This is a genomic window from Brevundimonas diminuta 3F5N (genome assembly GCF_900163625.1).
GTDB classification, from domain to species: domain Bacteria; phylum Pseudomonadota; class Alphaproteobacteria; order Caulobacterales; family Caulobacteraceae; genus Brevundimonas; species Brevundimonas diminuta_A.
Genome location: NZ_FUIE01000057.1, coordinates 21,937 through 42,699 on the forward strand (window position 1 = coordinate 21,937; position 20,763 = coordinate 42,699).

The window sequence follows — 20,763 nt, forward strand, 5'->3', positions numbered from 1 at the left end:
GTCAATGTCGGCGGCCTTTCATCCCAGTATGACAGAAAGGAAACTTGAGCCGCCAACCTCTGTCCGTGCAGTTGCCGACGATAAGAAGACACGGCTCGGGAGGCCTTCGGCATGACTCGCAAACTCTGGCTCACGGCGGCGACGGCCCTGGCCGTTCTGGCGGCGACGACGGCGCAAGCGCACGACGCCAACCGGCCCTCCGCCTTGGTGGTTTCCGGTCGGATCATCGACGGCTCGGGCGCCGCGCCGATCATCGGGGGCCGGGTAGTGGCCGTGGACGGCGTCATCACCTGTGTCGGCCGGGCGGCCGACTGCCCGACGCCGCAAGACGCCGCCGTCATCGACGCCGGCGACGGCAGCATCATCCCCGGCTTGATCGATCTGCATGTCCATCCGCGCCCGCATTATTACGGCTGGTTCCTGGCTTCCGGCGTGACGACGGTGCGATCGGCCAACACCACCGTAGAGATGGCCCGCGCCCTGAACGCCCTGCCCGCGCCGCGTGCGCGACTGGTCTGGGCCGGGCCGATGCTGGACGGCGAGAACAGCATCATCAAACGCTTCTATCCCGAGGCGAAGCCCGGCGCGCCCTCGCCCGCCCGCGCCGCCGACGGCCTTTCGCTGGAAGGGATAGAGCTGCTCATCGCCGCGACGCCCGAGCAGGCCGTCGTCGCCGTCGACGCCCTGGCGGCCGAAGGGGCCGACTGGATCAAGCTGTACGAGCAGCTTCCGCCCGACGCCTTCGCCGCCGCCGTCCGACGTGCGAAAGCGCTGGGCCTGCCGACAATGGCCGACCTGGGCATGGCCTCGACCCGCGGCCTCACCAGCGCGCACGTCGATTTGCTCCAGGCGGCCGCTCTGGGTCTGGATAGCCTTGAACACGCCAGCGGCGCAGCCCTGGCCTATCGCCGACTGGGCGGCGACCTGGAAGCGGAAAGCCTGGATCCTGCGCTGATCGATCAGATAGCCCGCGCCCTGCTGGCGGCGGATACGGCCCTGGTCCCCACCCTGTCCGTCTCTCATTTCACCGCCGAGACGCAGTCGCCCGATCCGGTGTTGGCCGACCTGCCGCTGGGCGATGCGGCAGGGACGGTCCGCGACGGCCTGGATCAGCAATGGCGCGGCGTTCATCAGCATTTCCACGCCAATGCCGAGAGCAACAACAAGGCGAGGCAGGACGCCCGCATCGGCGCGGCCGTGATGACGCGCCTGGCCCAACTGGGCGGCCGCATCGGCGCCGGGTCGGACACGCCCGCCGGCGCCTACAACCTGCCCGGCGGGGGCCTGCATCTGGAGATGGAGCTGATGACCCGCGCGGGCCTCAGCCCCCTGCAGGCGCTGTCGGCCGCGACGGGAACGGCGGCCGACATCCTGAAGCGCGACGACATCGGCCGCATCGCCGTGGGCCGCCGCGCCGACCTGCTGATCGTCGACGGCGACCCGTCGCGGGACATTCGCGACACCCGACGTCTGCGTCACATCATCCTGGACGGCCGCGCCTACGCGCCGGACGCCCTGAAGCGCCAGGCGATCACGGACGGCGAGGCGCGGCTGGCGACGCTTCTGGCGGAAGAAGGCGGCTGACCGCCGATCAGGCGGCGGGCGCCGCCTCCGCGACCCAGACGTAGCCCTCGCCCCGGCGCTCGATCCGCCCTAGGCCAGGAAAGGGGAAGTGAACGCCGTACAGACGCAACTGCTCCGTCGCGCCGCGCTTGAGGATGTCCTGGCGCGTGGCGACGCCCGCAGCCCGGTCGCTGTCCCAGACCAGGGCCAGGTCAGGACGAGGCACCGAAATGATGGAGCTGTGCAGGGCGTCGCCGAGATAGAGCAGACGCTCGGAGCCGGAGGCGATCTCATAGCCGGAGTGGCCCGGCGTGTGCCCCTTCAACGGCACGGCGCGGATCGAGGGCGTCACCTGCGCGCCCGGCTGGAAGGTTTCGACCTTCGGCGTGATCGCCGCCACCAGTGGCCCGGCCCCGTGCGCTTCGGCCCCAGCCTGGGCCGCGTCCCATTCCAGCGCGCTCATGCGGATGATCGCATTGGGAAAGACCAGGGCGCCCTCAGCGTCGACCAGGCCGCCGACATGATCGCCGTGGGCGTGCGAGATCAGAATGTCCGTCACCTGGGCCGGCTCGACGCCGGCGGCCCGCAGCGAACCGACCAGCAGATTGGCCGTGCCCATCTGACCGCCCGCCCCGGCGTCGATCAGCACCACCCGATCGCCGTCGCGCACCAGCAACGGCTGCAGCGGCAGATGGACCGCGTCCGTCGGCGCGCCGCCCGCCGTCAGCAGCTCGCGAACCTGCTCCGCCGTCGCGCCCGCCTGGACCCACGGACTTTCAGCCACGGGCACGACGATCACCCCGTCGCGCAGGGCCGCCAGGCGCAGCGCCCCGACGGTGAAGAGACGAACATCGGCGGACGCCGGGGCGACCGTCGCCTCCTGGCTCGCCTTGTCCGCCGTCTCCGGCTGGCGCTGGCATCCGCCCGCACCGACAAGAGCCGCCAGGATCAAGCCCGAGACGGCCAGTTTCAAGGTTGGCGTCATGATCGTCCCCCCCAAAAGAAAAACGCCCCGCCGAGATCGGCGGGGCGTCTGGTCTGCATCAGCCCTTAGCGGCTTCGTACAGTTCGTTGACCTTGTTCCAGTTCACCACCGACCAGAAGGCCTTGAGGTAGTCGACCCGGCGGTTCTGGTACTTGAGGTAGTAGGCGTGCTCCCACACGTCGGCGGCCAGCAGGACAGCGCCCTTCTCGGCCGCGTCGTCCATCAGGGGGTTGTCCTGGTTCGGGGTCGAGGTGACCTTCAGCTTGCCGTCCTGAAGGATCAGCCAGGCCCAGCCCGAACCGAACTGACCGGCGCCGGCGGCGTCGAAGTCGGCCTTGAACTTGTCCATGCCGCCCAGTTCAGCGTCGATCTTGGCGGCCAGTTCAGCCGAGGGCTCGCCGCCCGTGCCGACCGGGGCCAGCAGTTCCCAGAACAGGCTGTGGTTCCACACGCCGCCGCCGTTGTTGCGGATCGGCTTCGGCAGCTTCGACATGATCGCGAAGATGTCTTCCAGCGACTTGCCTTGCGCCTCGGGCGTGGCGTCGACGAACTTGTTCAGGTTGTCGACATAGGTCTGATGGTGCTTGTCGTGGTGGAAGGTCATCGTCTCCTTGTCGATGGCCGGCTCCAGCGCGTCATAGGCGTAGGGCAGCGGGGGCAGGGTGAAGGCCATGGGAGACTCCTCTTTACGGCGTTTGATTCCTCTGGACCCTATCTAGGGCCGCGCGCGCCATACCCAAGCCTTGAACGTCGCCTTTGTTCACAATTCTCGAAGTGAACCCGCTTTTCGGAACCCAAAGCGCGAAACAGCCGTTTCCCACACGCCCCAGACCGTCTTTCAGGTCGTTTATCAGGGGGATGCGCCATGTCTGATCGCGCTTCTTCGCGAAACGCGCTGCTGTCGGACGCCGAGGCAGAGAGTCTGCGCCTGCAATTGCTGGAAGTGATTCCGCGCCTTCGACGCCATCATCTGCTGGACCTCGCCGACACCCTGCACGAAGCCGCGCGAGAGCGGCGGATGGGCGAGCCGCGTCAATTCGACGTTAGAATATAAGCTCACCCCGTCAAAGCCTCCGCTTGCGCAGCGCTCGAAGTCGGGCAAAGTCGCTGAACGAGAAATTGCGAGGAGATCCGTCATGTTCCGATGCTGCGTCGTCGTGACGGCGGCATTGACGCTGTCAGCCTGTTCGACGGGCCCGCTTGAACCTGTGCGGTCCGCAGACGCCGTTTCCGCCGACACGCGATGCCGCACTACGCCGCAGCCGGACGGCGGCTCATCCGTTGGCTGCACCCTGTGGGAGCGGACCACGACAACAACGACCACCACAACCGTCCTGCCAAGCGGGGAAAGCGCCACAACAGTGCAACGCACGCGAACGGGCGACGACCGCTAGCCCAGCCAAGCGACGCGCCTTTCGAGTCCTCACCCCGCGTGCAGTTCCTGCTTCACGCGCTCGGCCAGGGTCTTGATGTCCAGCGGTTTGGGCAGGAAGGACACCCCGACCTCGTCCTGCAACAGGTCCGAGAAGTCGCTTTCGGCGTAACCCGAAATGAACATGACCGGGGCGTCGCCGAGGAAGGGCCGCGCCTTTCTCAGCAGCGACGGCCCGTCCAGACCCGGCATGATGACGTCCGAGATGAGCATGTCGATCTGGCCCGCCCATTCCTCGGCCAGGATCAGGGCCTCCTCGCCGTCAGCGGCCTCGATCACCTCATAGCCGCGCTGGCGCAGCAGGCGGGCGGCGATGCCGCGCACGGCCGCCTCGTCCTCAACGAACAGGATGCGGCCCGCGCCCGACAGGTCGCGCGGCGCCTTGACGACCTTCTCAACCACGGGGGCCTCGACCAGCTCCTCGGCCGTGGCGGCGGGCAGAAAGATGCGGAAGGCGGCCCCCGCGTTTTCCAGATTGGCGACCGTGATATGGCCGCCCGCCTGCTGGGCGATGCCGTAGACGGTGGCCAGGCCCATGCCCGTCCCCTCGTTCACCGCCTTGGTGGTGAAGAAGGGCTCAAAAATCTTGTCCAGCAGCGCCGTCGGCACGCCGGGGCCGGTGTCCGACACCTCGATCAGGGCGACCTCATCCGTCGCCTCGCGCCAGCCCAGGTCGCGCGCCTGGGCGCCCGTCAGGCGGCGGGTGCGGATGGTGACGACGCCCGCGCCCGGTTCGACCACGCCGCGCATGGCGTCGCGGGCGTTGACAGCCAGGTTCATCACCGCCGTCTCCAACTGGCTCTTGTCGGCCAGCACCAGCGGCAGGTCGCGGCCGTAGTCGGTCTCCAGCCGCACGTCCTCGCGCAGCAGGCGGCGCAGCAGCACCGCGAACTCGCCGACCAGTTCGCCCAGGTCCAGCCGCTCGCGCCGCACCGTCGACTTGCGCGAGAAGGCCAGCAGCTTGCGCACCAGATCGGCGGCGCGGATGGCCGTCTGGCGGATTTCGTTCAGCCCCTCATAGGAGGGATCGCCGACCGGGTGCCGCTCCAGCAGGCCCGACAGTTGCAGCTGGATGGCCGTCAGCAGGTTGTTGAAGTCGTGCGCCACCCCGCCCGCCAGCTGGCCCACGGCCTGCATCTTCTGGGCCTGCGACAGCTGCAGCTCCATCGACTTCTGCGCCGCCACATCGAACAACCAGACGCGGCGCTTGTCGCCTTCCAGCGCGACATAGAGGTGCAGTTGCCGATCCGGGTGGGCGCGGGCGATCAGCTCGATCGGGCCGGACGATCCGGCCTCCAGCTTGGTTCTGGCCTCGGCCACGCCGGCCGGGTCGAACAGATGGCCGAAGGCCGCGTCGCCCGAGGCCGCCGGGCCGGTCAGCAAGGCCAGCGCCGCGTTGGGCTCCTCGACCCGGCCCGCGAACAGGTCTTCGCCGCCGATCACCGCCGAACCGAAGGGCGCGCCGGCGGCCATGGCGCGCGCCTCGCCCGTCGGGGCGAGGGGTTGGGGCGCGGCGGGCGCGCTCGGGGCCAGCGGCAGAACGGCTTCGGGCGCGGCGCGAACCAGGAAGCGCCCCTCCCCCGCCTGACCGATCAGCACCTCGATCTCACGCGCGCCGATCTGGACGATGGCGCGGCCCTGATGCCCTCCGCGCGCCTGGGCGAAGGCCATGTAGAGGGCTTGCGCCGACTTGCCGCCCCCCTTGCCGGCTCTGGGCAGGGTGGTGACGGTCCCGTTTTCCTCGGCCCAGGCGGCGTTGTAGGCGAGCACCTGACCCGACGGCTGCACCAGGGCGGCAGGCTCGGCCATGGCGTCCAGCATCTCGACCGCCGCATCGCCCGAGGCGGGCCGCCGCTCGGACCGGCCGAAGGCGGACAGCCAGATCAGCGCCGTCGCCCCCGCCGCGAAGATCAGGATCAGCCCCGGCGCGGTGAAGGCGCTGGCGCGGAACGCCGGATAGGCGATGGCCGCGATCGCCAGGGCGAAGCCGACCGCCATCACGACCAGCCACGGGTCAAAGCGCGGACGGCGCGCGGCGCGGGCCTTCTGGCGGTCTTGCGGTCGGGAAATGGTCATGGCGTCTCGCCCGCGCGAATCAGGGTTCGTCAGCATACGCCGTTCCTCCGCCGCCGCCTTCATCGCCGCTTCCTCTGCTGCATGACGAAGCCGATGACCTTGGCCGCCGCCTCGAAGTGGTCGCGCGGGATGATGTCGTCCACCTCGACCGCCGCATAGAGGGCGCGGGCCAGGGGCACGTTCTCGACAACGGGCACATTGTGCTCCCTGGCCACCTCGCGGATGCGCAAGGCCAGGGCGTCGACGCCCTTGGCCACGCAGACCGGCGCGCCGTCGCCTTGGTCCGGCTCATAGCGTAGGGCGACCGAATAGTGAGTCGGGTTGGTGATGATGACGGTGGCGTCGGGCACGGCCTGCATCATCCGCTGACGGCCGCGCTGCATACGGATCTGGCGCAGCTTGGCCTTGACGTGCGGGTCGCCGTCGGACTGCTTGAAGTCTTCCTTCAGCTCTTCCTTGGTCATCCGCATCCGCTTGGCGAAGCGTATGCGCTGCCACAGGTAGTCGGCCCCCGCCGTCAGCGCCAGGAAGACCAGGGCCGACACCATCAGCGCCAGCGCCAGATCGCGCGCGAACGGCAGGATCATCGCCGGGCTCATGGCCGCCAGGTTCTCCAGCTCGCGCGTATGCGGCTTCAGCACCATCCAGCAGACGGCGCCGATGGCGACCAGTTTGATGAAGGTCTTGAGGAACTGCACCAGGCCGTCCGGGCCGAAGATGCGCTTGATCCCTTCCAGCGGGCTCACCTTCGACCATTTGGGCTTGATCTTATCGGCGGTGAAGATGAGGCCCGACTGAGCCAGATTGCCGCCGACCCCGCCCAGGATGACGGCGAACATCAGGGCCGCCAGAAAGGGCGCGGCGGCCCAGACAGCCTGCATCCCGATCTCGACGCCGGCGCCAGCCTCCAGGCCTCCGATCATGGCGTGCGGTTGGGCCAGAAAGGGGGTCAGTCCCTCGGCGATCTGGGTCGAGAACCAGCCGCCGCCCGCCAGCAGCACCCCTGCCGCGCCCGCCAGCGACAGCGCCGCCGCCACGTCCGGCGACTTGGCGACGTCGCCCTTTTTCCGCGCCTCTTCGAGTTTTCGCGGGGTGGCGTCTTCTGTTTTCGACTCGGGATCGGGGCCGTCAGCCAACGGCGCCTCCCGTGAAGAAGGCCGCCACCGAACGGTAGCGGTCGATGAAGACGGTCCCCACCACGCCCAGGCTGAGCGCGAACACCGACAGGCCCAGGATGACGCTCAAGGGCGCGGCGGCGAAATAGACCTGGAAGCTGGGCATGACCCGCGCCACCAGCCCCGAGGCCAGGTTGAAGATCAGGGCGAACACCAGCACGGGCGCCGCCAGTTGCACCCCCAGCATGAAGCTCTGGCTCAGAGTCTTCACCGCCATCGTCGTGAAGTCCGAGACGATCAACGGCTTGGCCGGGGCGATGGCCTCATACGACCCGACCATGCCGCCGATGAACAGGTGGTGGGTGTTGGTGGCGAACACCAGCGTCACCCCCAGCAGCATGAGGAAGGCCGACAGGGTCGTGCCCGGCTGGGCCTGCATGGGATTGGCGGTCTGGGAAAAACCCAGCGTCGTCTGCAGGGAGACGATCTCGCCCGCCGTGGTCAGGGCGGTCATGAAGCTGCGCAGGATGGCGCCGATGGCCAGGCCGGTCAGCACCTCGCGGATCACCCAGCCGACGGTGGCGCCCAGGGTCGCAGGCAGGGCCGGCAGGGCGCCGCCCACGATGGGCCACAACGCCAGCGACAGCACCAGGGCCAGCGACAGGCGGACCCTCGGCGGCACATAGGATTCGCCGAAGCCGGGCAGCATCATCAGGATCGCGCCGACGCGCGCGAAGATCAGCCCACCGGCCCAGACCTGTTCCGCCGTGGCGTAAGGCTCCATGTTCCTGCCCTACAACCCCGCCCTACATGCCCGCGATGCGAGCGGCGATCTCGCGCATGAAGCCGCCCAGCAGGGCGCCCATCAGCGGCAGGAACAGCAGCAACGACACGAAGATGGCGATGATCTTGGGCGCATAGACCAGGGTCTGCTCCTGGATCTGCGTCAGGGCCTGGAACAGGCCGATGGCCACGCCGACAACCAGGGCCACGATCAGGGCCGGCAGGCACAGCTGGATCGTCAGCCACAGGGCGTCGCGACCCACATCCAGAACTTCCGCGCCGCTCATCGCCGATCCCCGAGACGCCCCGAACACACGCGCGGGACAGTGGGCAGAAAATGCCGACAGGATGGTTAACGCGACGTTAGGACGATGGAATGAGACCGATGTTCCGGTCGATGCGGTTTCACGTGATTGACAACAGCGGCGACTAGACGAACGTTTTCGGCCTCCCCCGATCAACGCCTGAAGGATGCCTCATGAAACCGTTCCTGCGTCTCGCCTCCGTCCTGATGGTCGCGGCCTCGGCCTCACTGGTCGCCGCGTGCGACAACAAGGCGTCGGAGCCGGCTGAGACGGCGGCGGCCCCCGCGGCGGCGAACGAAGCGGCGGGCGCGTTCGACGTGAACAGCGTGGCGCTGTCGACCGCTAGCCTGGGCGACTTCCCCTATCTGCGCCTGCCCGACGGCTACAAGCCGCAGAACAGCGAAACGCACGACTTCGCCGACTTCCCCTTCTGGACCGGCGCCGGCTTCCAGATGGTCGAAGGCCGCGTCCACCAGACCCAGATCACCAACGACAGCGGCAAGAGCTTCTCGCGGCTGGAGCTGCTGCGAAACATGGAGCACGCGCTGAAGGAGGCGGGCGCCGTTCGCATCTTCGACGGCCAGATTCCCAATGAAGCCGCCCACGCCTTGCCCGAGGCGGTGCAGATGGCGGCCCTGAACGGCATCGGCGACATCTACAACAACCCGTCGCAGACCTGGATCATCCGACAGGCTGACCGCACCGTCTGGGTTCACCTCTATGTCGGCAGCGCGCAAGGCGCGATGGCGGTGGCCGAGGTCAAGGCCCTGGCGCCGACCGCCGGCCTGCTGCCAGCCAGCGAACTGGCGCGCAAGATCGCCGCGGACGGCCGCGTCGCCGTGCCGGTCGAGTTCGCACTGGACAAGGCCGACATCCTGGATGTCTCGCGCCCTCAGGTCGACGCCGTGGCCCAACTGCTGAAGGGTGACGCCGCCCTGCGCCTGTCCGTCGAGGGGCACACCGACAACACCGGCGCCCCGGCCCGCAACCGTCCCCTGTCCGAGGAACGCGCCCGCGCCGTGGTCGCCGCCCTGACGCAGCAGGGGATCGACGCCAAGCGGCTGGAGGCCAAGGGCTTCGGCGCCGACAAGCCGGTGGCCGACAACGCCAGCGACGAGGGCCGCGCCCGCAACCGCCGCGTCGAACTGGTCCGCCTGTCCTGATCAGCAAACTGGCCTGATCGGGACGGAAGCAGTTTTAAACAGCGGCGCCGTTTCCAAAACCTGCGCGGGGGAGGTATGCAGCCTGTCATGAGCGACCAGACCCCCTCCTCCCCCGCCGTTTCCCAGGAAGAAGCCGAAGCCGCCGTCCGCACCCTGATCCGCTGGGCCGGCGACAATCCTGCGCGCGAAGGCCTGATCGAAACGCCCAAGCGCGTGGCCAAGTCCTATCGCGAACTGTTCCAGGGCTATGAGGTCGAACCGCGCGACTATCTGGAGAAGACGTTCGAGGAAGTCGGCGGCTACGACGAGCTGGTGGTCCTGAAGGACATCCGTTTCGTCAGCTTCTGCGAGCACCACATGCTGCCGGTGGTGGGCAAGGCGCACGTCGCCTATCTGCCGACCGACCGGGTCGTCGGCATCTCCAAGCTGGCCCGCGTAGTGCGCGGCTACGCCCGCCGCCTGCAGATCCAGGAGAAGATGACGTCCGAAATCGCCAACGCCATCCAGGACGTGCTGCGTCCCCACGGCGTCGGCGTGGTCATCGAGGCCGAACATAGCTGCATGACCATGCGCGGCGTCGATGTCCCCGGCGCCAGCCTGATCACCAGCTGCCTGCTGGGCGTCGTCCGTGAAGACCCGCGTACGCGCGAGGAATTCCTGCGGCTGGTGCGGGGCTAGGCCAGACCCGCAGACCGGCGAGCCTTACGGGTTCGCCGGCTTCTCCGCCTCGCCGGGCAACGGCCTCACGATCACCGGGGCCACCGGCGGCCGTCCCGCCTCCAGCCCGTCGATATAGGCGAGTTGCGCCTTGGCGGATCGATCCTCGGGGTCCAGCTTCAACGCCTCGTCATAGGCGGCGCGCGCCTCGGGCAGTCGCTTCAATTCAATCAGGCTGAAGCCCCGACTGCGATGCAGAGCTCCGGCGTTCAACGTGATACGGATGGAATCGGACGCCAGCGCCTCGGTCGCCAGGCTTAAGGCCTCTTCATTGCGCCCCGCCGCCTGCAGGGCCGACGCCTTTTCCTTGATCAGCACCCAGTCGTCCGGCTGGCGGGCCAGGCCCTGATCCAGCACGGCGATCGCCTCGTCCAGACGCCCGCGCTCGACCGCCTCGCTGCCCAGCATCAGGGCGATCAGAGGATAGACGTTGGGCTGCTGCCGCACGGTTACGTTGGAGGCGCCGGCTTCCACCGCTGAGGCCTGGAGCACCGTCGCCATCACCATGGTTTCGGCGATGTCCAGCGTGCGCACGATCCAGTCGTTCGCCGCTCGCTTCTCCGTATGCGGATAGATCGCGGGCGCGCGCTCCATCGCACGTCGGAGCGCAGGCAAATGGCGATCCATACCGGCGTAGCCGCGCGCCTGCATGTCGCGCATCGCCCGCTCCAGCAGATCGAAGTCCCGCTTCTCCTGGCCCGCGAGATCCCCGCTCACGATATTGACGGTCACCGTGGGCCGCGCCTCCTGGAGCGTCCCCGCCTTGATCGCCCCTGCCGGGGGCGATGAAGCCTGCTGGGCGCTGACGCCGCCCGGCGCCGCCAGCATCAAGGCCAGGGCGGTCGCGCCGCCGATCATTGCAAAAGCCTTTTTCACGGTCGCCCCTCTCGCTCCGCCATCGAGATTTCGTCGTTATACCAGATGCAAAGCGCAGCGCCAGCGACAGATTCATCCAGGAGGCCGGGGGGGCCCGGCCCCATTCTTGCGTAACAACATTCGAACAAGGGGGCCGTGATGCTGCAAGCTGTGTTTTCGTCCCGGAATGAGCCGCCGCCGATCATGCGCGGCGGCTGGCTGGACGCGCTGCGCTTCATCGTGGCCGCCCTGATCATCCTGCATCACTTCCAGATGTCGGCGCCCGTCCCCCTGGCCGAGGGGCTGCATCCCGTGTTCGAGCGGGGCGGCTTCCTGCTGACCAACTTCTTCCTGATCGACAGCGGCTATGTGCTGATGCGGGTCTATGGCCGCGCCGTCGGCTCGGGCCGGATGTCGAAGAGCGACTTCTTCATCAAGCGGGCCTTGAGGGTCTATCCGGCGCACCTGATCGTGCTGGGTCTGCTGGTGGCGCTGGTGCTGGCGGCGACCGCTGCGGGCATGCCGCCCAGCCATCCCGAGTGGTTCGCCTGGGATCAGCTTCCCGCCCAGGCGGCCCTGGTGCAGTCGTTCGGCGTTCACGGCGGCCTGGGCTGGAACGCCCCAACATGGTCGATCTCGGCGCTTCTGGGCTGCTACGTCGCCTTCCCCTTCGTGCTGCGGGGCCTCAGCCGGATCGGGCCGTGGACGGCGCTGACCCTGGTCGTCGTCGGCTATCTGGCCGCCAATGAGCTGAGCTGGGCGATCCTGAAGTATCCGGTCTATCAGATGCCGCTGAACCTGGGCATCTGGCGCGCCCTGCCCCTGTTCATCCTGGGCATGGGACTGGCCTGGTTCGCGCAAGGCGTGTGGATCAACGCCCGCATCGCCGGCTGGGCCGGGGTGCTGGCCGCCGTTGGTCTGGCCGTGGCCCAGTATTTCGACAAGAACGCCCTGCTGTCGCTGTTCTTCATCTCCGTCATCATCCTGGCGGCGGGCGCCGTGCCGACCAAGCGGCCGTCGAAGCTGGTCGAGGCGGCGGCCATGGTCTCCTTCTCCATGTTCATCTCGAACGAAGTGGTGCGCATCGCCTGGTTCGGCCTGGCCGAGGCCTTCGCAAACAAGCTGGCGCTGGGCGAGGCCTGGCGCTGGGGCTTGTGGGTTCTGGGCGTGCTGGCGGCCTTCGTCTTCGCCTTCGGCCTGCACTATCTGATCGATCAGCCGATCCAGAACCGCATCCGAGCCTGGCTGAAGGCGCGCGGCAAGGGCGCCGCCGTCAGCCAGCCGGTCGTGTCGCTGGAAGGCTAGGCGCCGCCCGCCCCGCCGACCAGGTGCAGGATGTTGCCGTCCGGGTCCTTGAACCAGGCCAGGCGAAGCGGCCCTGCGACATGGACGTCGCCGTCATGCGCCATGCCGTCATAGCGTTCAAAGACGACGCCCTTGGCTTTCAGGTCGGCGACGATGTCGTCCACCTCGACGCCCACGTCCCAAGTCACAGCGTTGGCCTGGTTCGTCCCGGCAAAGTCCGAGCGATAGACCGTCAGCCATGTGCCGCCGGTGCGATAACCCAGCACCCCGTCCATGCCGGTGTCCGCCAGGTTCAGACCCAGTACATCGGAGTAGAAGGCCCTGGCCCGCTCCAGATCCTTCACCGCCACGATGGCTGAGGAGTTCTTGTTCTTGAGCATGGTGCGTCTCCCTTGTGGGGAGACAACCAACCGCAGGCGAGGTCGATCCCTGCCGCGTCGCCCGCGCTTAACATTACCGGCGTTTCATTTGACACAGAAGTCGTGTCGGTTCTCTTTTTCCGACCCCTTGAGAGCAGGAAAATCCATGCGCCGACTGGCTTTGACGATCACCTTGGGCCTCAGCCTGCTGGCGACCGGCGCAACGGCCCAATCGGGATCATCGCCGATCCAGTTGGAAGACAGCGACGTCGCCCGTTTCTGGACGGCCTACGACGCCGTCCGCGCGGAAACGTCGCCGGAGGCCCAGAAGGCGGCGTTCCAAAGGCTCTATATCGACGCCGGAACGCCAGGCCTGACCGCCTTCATGGAGGCCAAGGGCTATACGGCGGACACCTATCTTCAGGCCATCCGCGCCTATCCGTCCTATTGGGACTCGGTGCGGCCCCGCACGGCGCTGGCCGCCGGGGCCCTGACGCGGCTCGAGGGGCATCTGGAACGGTTCCGCGCCCTCTATCCCGACCTGCGTCCCGCCGGCATCTATTTCGAGGTCGGCGCCTTGCGATCCGCCGGGACGACGCAGGGCGACAAGGTTCTGCTGGGCGTCGAAATGGCCACCGGCGACGAGAGCGTCGACACCTCCGAGATGCCGGCCGGGCTTCAGCGCTTCTTCGCCTCCTACTTCGCCAGCAAGCCGCTGGAGAACCTGGACCTGCTGGCGGTGCATGAGGTGGTCCACACCCAGCAAAGAGGCGAGCGGCCGAACCTGCTGGCCCAGGCCGTCTATGAGGGCGTGGCCGACTTCGTCGCCGAACAGGTGACGGGCCGGACGCCGGACTTGGCCTATGTGGCCTATGGCCCGGCGCACGACGAGGCGATCAAGACGGCCTTCCGTCGCGACATGGCGGGCGAGGACTTCAGCGGCTGGCTCTACAACAGCGCAGACAACGCCTTCGGCGTTCGCGATCTCGGCTACTACGTCGGCTATGCGATCACGCGCGGCTACCATGATCGCGCGCCGGACAAGGCGGCGGCGCTGAAGGCCATGCTCGAACTGGATTACTCGGACCCGGCGGCCGTCCAGGCCTTCGTCGACGCCTCGGGCTATTTCGCCGACTAGCCGCCCAGCAGAAAGGCGAGGCCCAATAAAAAAGACGCGGAGGTCGCCCTCCGCGTCTTCTTCTTTTTCACGAACCAGAAGGTTCGTAAGGCCTTAGAGGAGCTTGAGATCCACAGCCGAGGTCTTGCCGCGCTGGGATTCCAGCTCGTACTCGACCTTGGCGTTGTCATCGAGACCCACCAGACCCGCCTTTTGCACTGCGGTGATGTGGACGAAAACGTCCGCGCCGCCCGTGTCGGGTTGAATGAAGCCGAAGCCCTTCGTGGGGTTGAACCACTTGACCGTGCCGGTCGCCATATTGCGTCTCCGTAAACGCGCTTTTCCAGGCGGACGTCCTAGCAGGAGCGCCCGTCAGCCCATCTGGACAAGCTCGTTCAGGCGAAGGAGCAAGACGCGGGTTTGGACCCCACGTGAAATCCGGGCTGCGGCGATGTTGTCACCCGACTATCCACAGCGGTCAACTGTAAAGCGAAATCGAGCTTACAAGCTTTACAGTTAATTTCGCCGCAGCACGCGCAGCTTGCGTCCCGCAGCGCCCGGCCGACTGCGCACCGGCGCGCAGTGTTATAGTCCGACGACTGCACATGACCGAACAGGCGACGCTCCATCTCGCGCAAACGCCGAAGAAACGCCGCTCCTGATGCGCAGAAGGCGCCGGGGCGGCGCTCAGACACGCAGCATTTCCATAGCCAGGGCCTGACAGGCCGGGCCGCCGCGCCCGCCGTCGTTCGCCAGGCCGAAGACCGCCCGTCCGCCCGCCGGATCCACCAGGACGATGGCGTGCCACAGGGTGTTCGAACCCTCATGGGCGATCACCGGCCCCTTGGCCCAGGGCTGGGACGGCAGGACGATCCAGCCGTGAGCGTAGTTGCGCCCCTCGCTCGGCGTGACCAGACGCCGCACCGTCTCGGGCTTCAGCCAGCCGCCGCCCTCGGTCAGGAAGACCTGAAGGAAGCGAGCGTAGTCAGCCGCCGTCATGTGAACCGTCCCCGCCGGACCGAGCGCCAGAGGATTGTCCGAACCCGGATCAGCCGGATCCATCGGCGCCGCCGTCTCGCCCATGCGGCGGTGGCCCCAGGCGTTATCGCTTCCGGCCGGAGCGCCGAACCCCGCCGAGGCCAGGCCCAGCGGCCCAAACACCTCGGCCTGCATGGCCTCTTCCCACGAGCCGCCGGTGATGGCCTCGATCGCCGCCCCGACCAGCACATAGTTGGCGTTGCCATAGGCGAACGTCCCGCGCGGACCCGTCGGCGGCGCCGCCAGCGCCTTCTCGACGATCGCACGACGCTGCTCCACCAGGGATTGAGGATCGGCGCGGGCCGTCATCAGCCAGGCCATGCCCATGACCGCCTCGTCCTTCAGCCCCGCCGTGTGGGTCATGAAGTCGTCCAGGGTCGCGCCGTCCCACCCCGCGTCGATCGTCATGCCGGAAAAGGCCTCGGTCAGCGGCATAGCCCAGCGCGCCCGTCCCTGCTCGACCAGACGGGCGAAAAGCGCCGCCGTCATCGCCTTGGTGTTGGAGCCCAGGTGCCAGCGGTCGTCCGTCGTCGCCGGATCGTCCCGCCCTGCGCGCCGCGCGCCGCGCACGCCGGACCAGGCCAGACCTTGAGCCGTCGCCACCCCGCCCGCCAGGGCGACCGGCTTGACCGTCTCGAAGGCTGTCGTCAGGGCGGCGTCGAACGCCGCCTCGTCTTGCGCACGCGCCGCCGAAGGCGCAACCGCGACCGCCGCGCCGACGGCCAGGACATGACGACGATTGATCATTTTCGGCTCCTTTTGCGTTGCACCCTGAACGGCGAGGCTGGCGACGCCAGTGAATTCGCCGCAAGGTTCGCCGATCGCGACACAAGGACACGCCCATGGCCAAGGACGACTACGCCGACATCCTGGAAGCCCTGCAGATCCAGATGGTCGAGACCCAGGCCTGGGCCATCGAACAAGGCCTGAAGGTCGTCATCGTCTTCGAGGGGCGCGACGCCGCCGGCAAGGACGGGGCGATCAAGCGCATGACCGAATACATGGCGCCGCGGCAGACGCGGGTCGTCGCCCTGCCCAAGCCGACCGACCGCGAGACGAGCCAGTGGTATTTCCAGCGCTACGCCGCCCATCTGCCGGCGGCGGGCGAAATCGTGATCTTCAACCGCTCCTGGTACAACCGGGCCGGGGTCGAGCCGGTCATGGGCTTCTGCACGCCCGAACAGCATGAGCGCTTCCTGCACGACGCCCCGCACTTCGAGCGGATGCTGACCCAGTCGGGCGTCATCCTGATCAAGCTGTGGCTGGACATCAGCCGCGACGAACAGGCCCGCCGCCTGGAGGAGCGCGTCGACCACCCGCTGAAGCGGTTCAAGGTCTCGCCCCTGGACGCCGAGGCCCAGGCCCGCTGGAGCGCCTATTCCGCCGCTCGCGACGAGATGCTGAAGCGCACCCATGTCGACTATGCGCCCTGGACCGTGGTGGCGACCGACAAGAAGAAGACGGCGCGCCTGAACATCCTGCGCCACGTCCTGCGTCGCCTGAACCGGCCCGGCCTGGAGTGCAGGGAGCAGGACCCGGACGTGGTCTTCCCCGGCGATGAGACGCAGGGGCGGCTAGCGGAATAGCCGTCCTCAACCGTCGCCGAACAGGCGGCGGTTCTTGGCGATGAAGGCGCGGATCGCCCCGACCAGCGGTCCGCCTTCGCGTCCCTTCAGGTAGGCCCAGCCCGCGCTCGCCCCGATCAGGGCGCCGACAGCGTCGACGATCAGGTCCCACATGGTGTCGACCAGGCCGGACTTCTGGGTGTTCAGGCCGAACAGCTGGTCGAGGGTGAACTCCCAGATCTCCCACAGGGCGCCGACCGTCACAGCGAAGCAGAAGGCGAAGAATGCCACGGTGATCGGCGCGGCGGTCAGGCGCTCGCCGCGCACCAGCATGAGCATCAGCAGAGAGCCCACCAGGCCGAACCCGATCGCCGAGCCGCCGTGCAGGACCACGTCCCACCACCAGTACCGCTCGTAGAAATCGCCGACCTCGCCCAGAAACAGGGTCGCGCACAGGAAGGCGGCGATGGCGCTGACGAAGGCGGTCGGCAGGGCGACGCCGATCTTCTCGCCCAGCCACATGGGAACCAGCGACAGCAACAAGGTCCCCACGGCCACGAAGGTCACGCTGAAGGCGTCGGTCATGAAGCCGATGACCGCCGCCCCGATCAGGATGATCCAGGTCAGATAGAGGATGATCGGCGGGCGCCGGTCCTGGGGCTTGTAGTCCATGCCGCGTCGCTCCTGCGCCTTGCGTCGGCTCAGACTACGGCCTGACCGGCTTTGTCAGCAAGGCGGACGGGCGACGCGGCCGGACGCCCAGCAACAGGCCCAAGGGCCCCAGGCGACGTGCGACTTCATAGGCGCCCCAGCAGCCGCCGAAGGTGACGGCGATCAGCAGCCCCGCCTCCAGCCCCTGCGGCAGGCCTAGCTTCGACAGGTGATAGGCCGCGACCACGGTGACGGTCTGGTGCACGATATAGAAGCAGAAGACGCCGCCGGTCAGATAACGCAGCCATGGCCCGCCCCGGTTCAGGTAGCGCGCGCCATAGCCCAGCACGGCGGCGATGAAGGCCCACTGATCCAGCGCATAGACAAGACGCATGGCGGCCCTCAGCGCCTCGGGCGGGCTTCCGCCGTCGCGATAGGTCCAGGCATAGGCCGCCCATCCCGCCCAGGCGCACAGGGCCAGCACCAGCGCCGGTCGCCGCAGCCGCTCATAGACTTGCTTCAGCACCGCCGAGCGCACGCTGAGAAAGCCGAACAGGAAGGCGCTGAACGACACCGCGTGGTTGTACCAGTCGTCGGTCAGGGCGTGGGTCGTCGGAAAGATCCGCGCCAGGGTCCAGCGCAGCAGGAACAGCCACAGCACCGGCCAGATCAGCAGGCCCCAGCCCTTCAAGGCGCGCTCCAGCCCTGACTGGATCACAGGCAGCCAGACGCGTCCGAAAACCAGCAGCCCCGCCAGCACAAGGCTGTAGACGAGCAGATAGGCCACGAACCACATGTGGTTCCACGTCGGCGTGGTCAGGCAGCCGTCGGCGTCGCACCAGCCGCCGGTCCCCGTGGCGTATTTCACCCAGAAGTCGGCCAGCCAGGGCGAGTTCGCCGGATCGACCACGCCCAGCCCCTGCGCCGCCTCGACCACTTCGTAGTAGGATTGCGGCGGCACGATCACGAACATGGCGAACAGCAGCGGCGGCAACAGGCGCCAGGTCCGCGATCCGGCGAAACGCCGCGCGGCGCCCTTCCCTTCTCGCTGGAAGCTGTCGAACAGGAAACGGGTCGCGGCGCCCGAGACCAGAAACAGCAGGGTCAGCCGCCAGGGGTTGGTCAACTGCATCACCGGCTCCAGCCATTCGACCGGCTGCGGGCTGTTCACATGCCAGTCCCAGGGCACGTAGAACATGCCGACGTGATAGAGGATCAGCAGCAGGAAGGCCCCGACCCGGATCCAGTCCAGGTCATGGCGGCGGGCGACGGCGAGGGCTTCTGAGGACATGGACAACCTGAAATGACGGAAACGACGCCATCCGCCGTGCCCCCGACGCCGCGCGCCCGGCAAGGCGCAGGGGCCGTTCGGTCAGGCTCAGGGGCCGGATCGCGGAGCGCCGGGACGAACGGCGCGCCTGCCGGGTCGAACGGGGCGGACCGGCGCGACCTGCTGACCGGCGGGCCGATCATCATCGCCCTCACCCTGGGGTTTCTGGTGGTCAACGCCCTCACGGTGCAGGCTGACTGGCCCGGCCTGCGGTCATGGGCGCCGTGGGTGTGGGAGGGCTCCAGCGCCCTGGCGCTGGCGCTGGTGATCTGGTTGCCGTGGCTGGCGGCGGGCGCGGCGCCGTCATCACTGTTGCAGGAAGGGTGGCGGGCGCGGGGATGCTTCCTGGCCCTGCATCTGGGCGCCGCCTGCCTCTACAGCCTGCTGCACGTCGTGCTGATGGTGGCGATGCGGCATGGCGTCTACACCCTGTTGGGCGAGGTCTATGACTATGGCCCGCCGGTCGAGAAGTTCATCTATGAGCTGCGCAAGGACCTGCTCAGCTACACCCTGTTCATCGGCGTCTTCTGGGGCGTGCGCAGCCTGCGGCAGGCCCGCGAAACGCCGCTGAGGCCCGTCAGCTTCGACATCCGCGACGGGGCGCGGCTGATCCGGGCGCCGCTGGACGACATTCTGGCCGCGACCTCGGCGGGCAACTACGTCGAGTTCGTTCTGGCCGATGGACGCAGGCCGTTGATGCGCGTCACCCTGGCGGCGGTCGAGGGCGAGCTGGCGCGCTTCGGCTTCGTGCGGACGCACCGAGGCTGGCTGGTCAACGCCGCGCGGATGACCGGACTGCGGCCGGAAGGCTCAGGCGACTGGACGGTGGAGCTGGGCGTTCTGGAAGCCCCGCTGTCGCGCCGTTATTCCGAAGCGCTGGAGCGGCTGCGCGCCGCCTGAAGCCGCATCCAGCCCGCGATGCCCAGGGCGCAGACGAGGCTCAACACCGCGCCGACCGCAAAGGTCGCCTGCGGTCCGAAGCCGTCCCACAGCAGGCCCGCCGCCACATTGCCCAGCAAGGCGATCAGACCCGAGATCAGGGCGAACAGGCCGAAGGCTGAGCCGCGCAGATGGGCGGGCGCCGCATCGGCGATCAGGGTCATCAGCAAGCCTTGCGAGAAGCCCATATGCAGGCCCCACAAGGCTACGCCCAGGTAGAAGACGACCTGATTCCCGGCCAGCGCCAGCGCCACGTCGGCGGCGGCCAGGAAGACCAGGCTGAGCAGCAGCAGGGAGGTGCGGCCGATGCGGTCCGACAGCGCCCCCACCGGGAAGGCGGCTAGGCCGAACACCAGGTGCAGCAGGACGATGGCCGCCGGCGCGAACGCGGCGGGGACGCCGACGTCCAGCCCCTTCATCAACAGGAAGGACTCGCTGAACCGCGCAAGGCCGATCACCGCCGTCAGGGCGATCATGGTCCAGGTGGCGGCGTCCAAACGCAGCGCCCCTTTCAGGCTGGGCGGCTTCTTGGCGGCCTCGTCCGGGCGCGGCGGGTCGGACACGCCGCCGACCAGCAAGACCACGGCCAAGAAGGCCGGAATGGAGGCTAGCCAGAACACCGCCTTGATGTCGTTCGCCAGCACCACCATCAACCCGATGGCCAGCAGCGGACCGACGAAGCCGCCGACCGTATCCAGCGACTTTCTCAGGCCGAAGGCGCGTCCGCGAATGTCCGGCGGCGTCACCGCCGCAACCAGGGCGTCGCGCGGCGCGGTGCGGATGCCCTTACCGATCCGGTCCACCCCCTTGGCCAGCAAAACTCCCTCGACCGAGGCCGCCAGAGGGAAGATCGGCTTGGATAGGGCCGCCAACCCATAGCCCGCGACCGCCAGCCACTTGGGCCGCGAAATGCGATCCGACCAGAAGCCCGACAGGAATTTCACCGCCGTCGCCACGACGACGGAAAAGCCTTCGACCAGACCGATCATCACCGCCGATGCGCCCAGTCCGACCACCAGATAGATGGGCAGAAGCGTCTGGATCATCTCTGACGAGACATCCATCAACAGGCTGACCACGCCCAGAATCCAGACGCTGCGGGGGATGGAGCTGCGAGCCATTCGCGCCCAGTGGCGGATACCGTGCTCACTGTCCAGCCTAGGCCGCAAACTTCATAAATCTGAGACTTTGCCTTTCCGCCAGATGGCGGTCAGAGCGCTATTTCAGTCCGTCTTCCGCCAGGGTGTGCGCCACAAGGGCGTTGGCGTGGCCGTGCCCCATGTCGTGCTCATCCTTCAGCATGGACACCAGTTCCATGTGCTTGGCCGGGTACTGGGCGCGGATCTCCGCCTTCCACTCGGCGACGGGGCGGCCATACTTTTTCTCGATGGATGGGAAATAGGACGCGGGTCCCTTGATCGGCGCTTCGGTCATCGGCGGCTCGCTTCTCTGTTTCGGCGTCAGT

The 20,763-nt window shown here is 68.0% G+C and carries 22 protein-coding genes; 8 read left to right on the forward strand and 14 right to left on the reverse strand.

From position 1 onward, the window contains the following. Positions 1 to 111: 111 nt before the first annotated feature. Entirely contained in the window at positions 112 to 1,584 is a 1,473-nt protein-coding gene (locus FM111_RS10865) for an amidohydrolase family protein (RefSeq protein WP_087140960.1), read from the forward strand. Between the two features lie 7 nt (positions 1,585 to 1,591). On the opposite strand, the gene FM111_RS10870 is transcribed toward FM111_RS10865, so the two are convergent. Together FM111_RS10870 and FM111_RS10875 are read right to left on the reverse strand one after the other, a co-directional pair. Continuing rightward, positions 1,592 to 2,548, reverse strand: a complete 957-nt coding sequence (locus tag FM111_RS10870; protein ID WP_087140961.1) for an MBL fold metallo-hydrolase — start codon at positions 2,546 to 2,548, stop codon at positions 1,592 to 1,594. A gap of 58 nt (positions 2,549 to 2,606) precedes the next feature. After that, on the reverse strand, positions 2,607 to 3,221 hold the full coding sequence (locus tag FM111_RS10875) for a superoxide dismutase (protein ID WP_087140962.1): 615 nt from the start codon (positions 3,219 to 3,221) through the stop codon (positions 2,607 to 2,609). Positions 3,222 to 3,413: 192 nt separating this feature from the next. Here FM111_RS10875 and FM111_RS10880 point away from each other — a divergent pair, with 192 nt between their 5' ends. Then, a complete protein-coding gene (locus FM111_RS10880; protein ID WP_087140963.1) occupies positions 3,414 to 3,602 on the forward strand; it encodes a hypothetical protein in 189 nt (62 codons plus the stop codon). A gap of 369 nt (positions 3,603 to 3,971) precedes the next feature. Here FM111_RS10880 and cckA read toward each other — a convergent pair whose 3' ends face one another. The 4 genes from cckA to fliQ are packed head-to-tail and all read right to left on the reverse strand — an operon-like array spanning position 3,972 to position 8,241. Further along, positions 3,972 to 6,056 (reverse strand): cell cycle histidine kinase CckA, encoded by a 2,085-nt coding sequence (cckA, locus tag FM111_RS10885; RefSeq protein ID WP_218779204.1) that lies wholly within the window; start codon positions 6,054 to 6,056, stop codon positions 3,972 to 3,974. Positions 6,057 to 6,115: 59 nt separating this feature from the next. Then, a complete protein-coding gene (gene flhB, locus FM111_RS10890; RefSeq protein WP_087140964.1) occupies positions 6,116 to 7,192 on the reverse strand; it encodes a flagellar biosynthesis protein FlhB in 1,077 nt (358 codons plus the stop codon). Next, positions 7,185 to 7,955, reverse strand: coding sequence for a flagellar biosynthetic protein FliR (fliR, locus tag FM111_RS10895; RefSeq protein WP_087140965.1), 771 nt, complete (start codon positions 7,953 to 7,955; stop codon positions 7,185 to 7,187). Before fliR ends, flhB begins: the two co-directional genes overlap by 8 nt. A gap of 22 nt (positions 7,956 to 7,977) precedes the next feature. Next, positions 7,978 to 8,241 (reverse strand): flagellar biosynthesis protein FliQ, encoded by a 264-nt coding sequence (gene fliQ / locus FM111_RS10900; RefSeq protein ID WP_003163604.1) that lies wholly within the window; start codon positions 8,239 to 8,241, stop codon positions 7,978 to 7,980. Between the two features lie 191 nt (positions 8,242 to 8,432). Here fliQ and FM111_RS10905 point away from each other — a divergent pair, with 191 nt between their 5' ends. Then, entirely contained in the window at positions 8,433 to 9,422 is a 990-nt protein-coding gene (locus tag FM111_RS10905) for an OmpA family protein (protein WP_218779205.1), read from the forward strand. 87 nt (positions 9,423 to 9,509) lie between these two features. Beyond that, positions 9,510 to 10,100 (forward strand): GTP cyclohydrolase I FolE, encoded by a 591-nt coding sequence (gene folE / locus FM111_RS10910; protein WP_087141053.1) that lies wholly within the window; start codon positions 9,510 to 9,512, stop codon positions 10,098 to 10,100. Positions 10,101 to 10,124: 24 nt separating this feature from the next. Here folE and FM111_RS10915 read toward each other — a convergent pair whose 3' ends face one another. Next, positions 10,125 to 11,015 carry a tetratricopeptide repeat protein gene (locus FM111_RS10915; protein ID WP_143276098.1) on the reverse strand — a complete coding sequence of 297 codons (891 nt, stop codon included), beginning with the start codon at positions 11,013 to 11,015 and terminating at the stop codon, positions 10,125 to 10,127. A gap of 138 nt (positions 11,016 to 11,153) precedes the next feature. On the opposite strand from FM111_RS10915, the gene FM111_RS10920 reads away from it, so the two are divergent. Further along, a complete protein-coding gene (locus FM111_RS10920) occupies positions 11,154 to 12,299 on the forward strand; it encodes an acyltransferase family protein (RefSeq protein ID WP_087140967.1) in 1,146 nt (381 codons plus the stop codon). On the opposite strand, the gene FM111_RS10925 is transcribed toward FM111_RS10920, so the two are convergent. Continuing rightward, positions 12,296 to 12,679, reverse strand: a complete 384-nt coding sequence (locus tag FM111_RS10925) for a VOC family protein (RefSeq protein ID WP_087140968.1) — start codon at positions 12,677 to 12,679, stop codon at positions 12,296 to 12,298. The two genes, FM111_RS10920 and FM111_RS10925, sit on opposite strands and share 4 nt — an antisense overlap. 145 nt (positions 12,680 to 12,824) lie before the next feature. On the opposite strand from FM111_RS10925, the gene FM111_RS10930 reads away from it, so the two are divergent. After that, entirely contained in the window at positions 12,825 to 13,796 is a 972-nt protein-coding gene (locus tag FM111_RS10930) for a hypothetical protein (protein WP_087140969.1), read from the forward strand. Positions 13,797 to 13,889: 93 nt separating this feature from the next. Here FM111_RS10930 and FM111_RS10935 read toward each other — a convergent pair whose 3' ends face one another. Beyond that, entirely contained in the window at positions 13,890 to 14,093 is a 204-nt protein-coding gene (locus tag FM111_RS10935; protein WP_087140970.1) for a cold-shock protein, read from the reverse strand. Positions 14,094 to 14,462: 369 nt separating this feature from the next. Next, positions 14,463 to 15,560, reverse strand: coding sequence for a serine hydrolase domain-containing protein (locus tag FM111_RS10940; protein WP_087140971.1), 1,098 nt, complete (start codon positions 15,558 to 15,560; stop codon positions 14,463 to 14,465). Positions 15,561 to 15,655: 95 nt separating this feature from the next. On the opposite strand from FM111_RS10940, the gene ppk2 reads away from it, so the two are divergent. Next, the gene (gene ppk2, locus FM111_RS10945) at positions 15,656 to 16,399 is read left to right on the forward strand and encodes a polyphosphate kinase 2 (RefSeq protein WP_087140972.1); all 744 of its coding nucleotides are present in this window, start codon (positions 15,656 to 15,658) and stop codon (positions 16,397 to 16,399) included. Between the two features lie 6 nt (positions 16,400 to 16,405). On the opposite strand, the gene FM111_RS10950 is transcribed toward ppk2, so the two are convergent. Both FM111_RS10950 and FM111_RS10955 read right to left on the reverse strand, forming a co-directional pair. After that, positions 16,406 to 17,050: a hypothetical protein gene (locus tag FM111_RS10950; RefSeq protein ID WP_256968216.1), complete on the reverse strand. Its 645-nt coding sequence runs from the start codon at positions 17,048 to 17,050 to the stop codon at positions 16,406 to 16,408. 34 nt (positions 17,051 to 17,084) lie between these two features. Further along, entirely contained in the window at positions 17,085 to 18,320 is a 1,236-nt protein-coding gene (locus tag FM111_RS10955; RefSeq protein ID WP_087140973.1) for an acyltransferase family protein, read from the reverse strand. Positions 18,321 to 18,332: 12 nt separating this feature from the next. Between FM111_RS10955 and FM111_RS10960 the strand changes: the two genes are divergently transcribed. Further along, entirely contained in the window at positions 18,333 to 19,259 is a 927-nt protein-coding gene (locus tag FM111_RS10960) for a LytTR family DNA-binding domain-containing protein (RefSeq protein WP_087140974.1), read from the forward strand. Here FM111_RS10960 and FM111_RS10965 read toward each other — a convergent pair. Further along, complete coding sequence (locus tag FM111_RS10965) at positions 19,223 to 20,419, reverse strand: MFS transporter (RefSeq protein ID WP_087140975.1); 1,197 nt, start codon at positions 20,417 to 20,419, stop codon at positions 19,223 to 19,225. The two genes, FM111_RS10960 and FM111_RS10965, sit on opposite strands and share 37 nt — an antisense overlap. Positions 20,420 to 20,516: 97 nt before the next feature. After that, positions 20,517 to 20,732: a DUF4287 domain-containing protein gene (locus tag FM111_RS10970; RefSeq protein ID WP_087140976.1), complete on the reverse strand. Its 216-nt coding sequence runs from the start codon at positions 20,730 to 20,732 to the stop codon at positions 20,517 to 20,519. Positions 20,733 to 20,763: the final 31 nt, after the last annotated feature.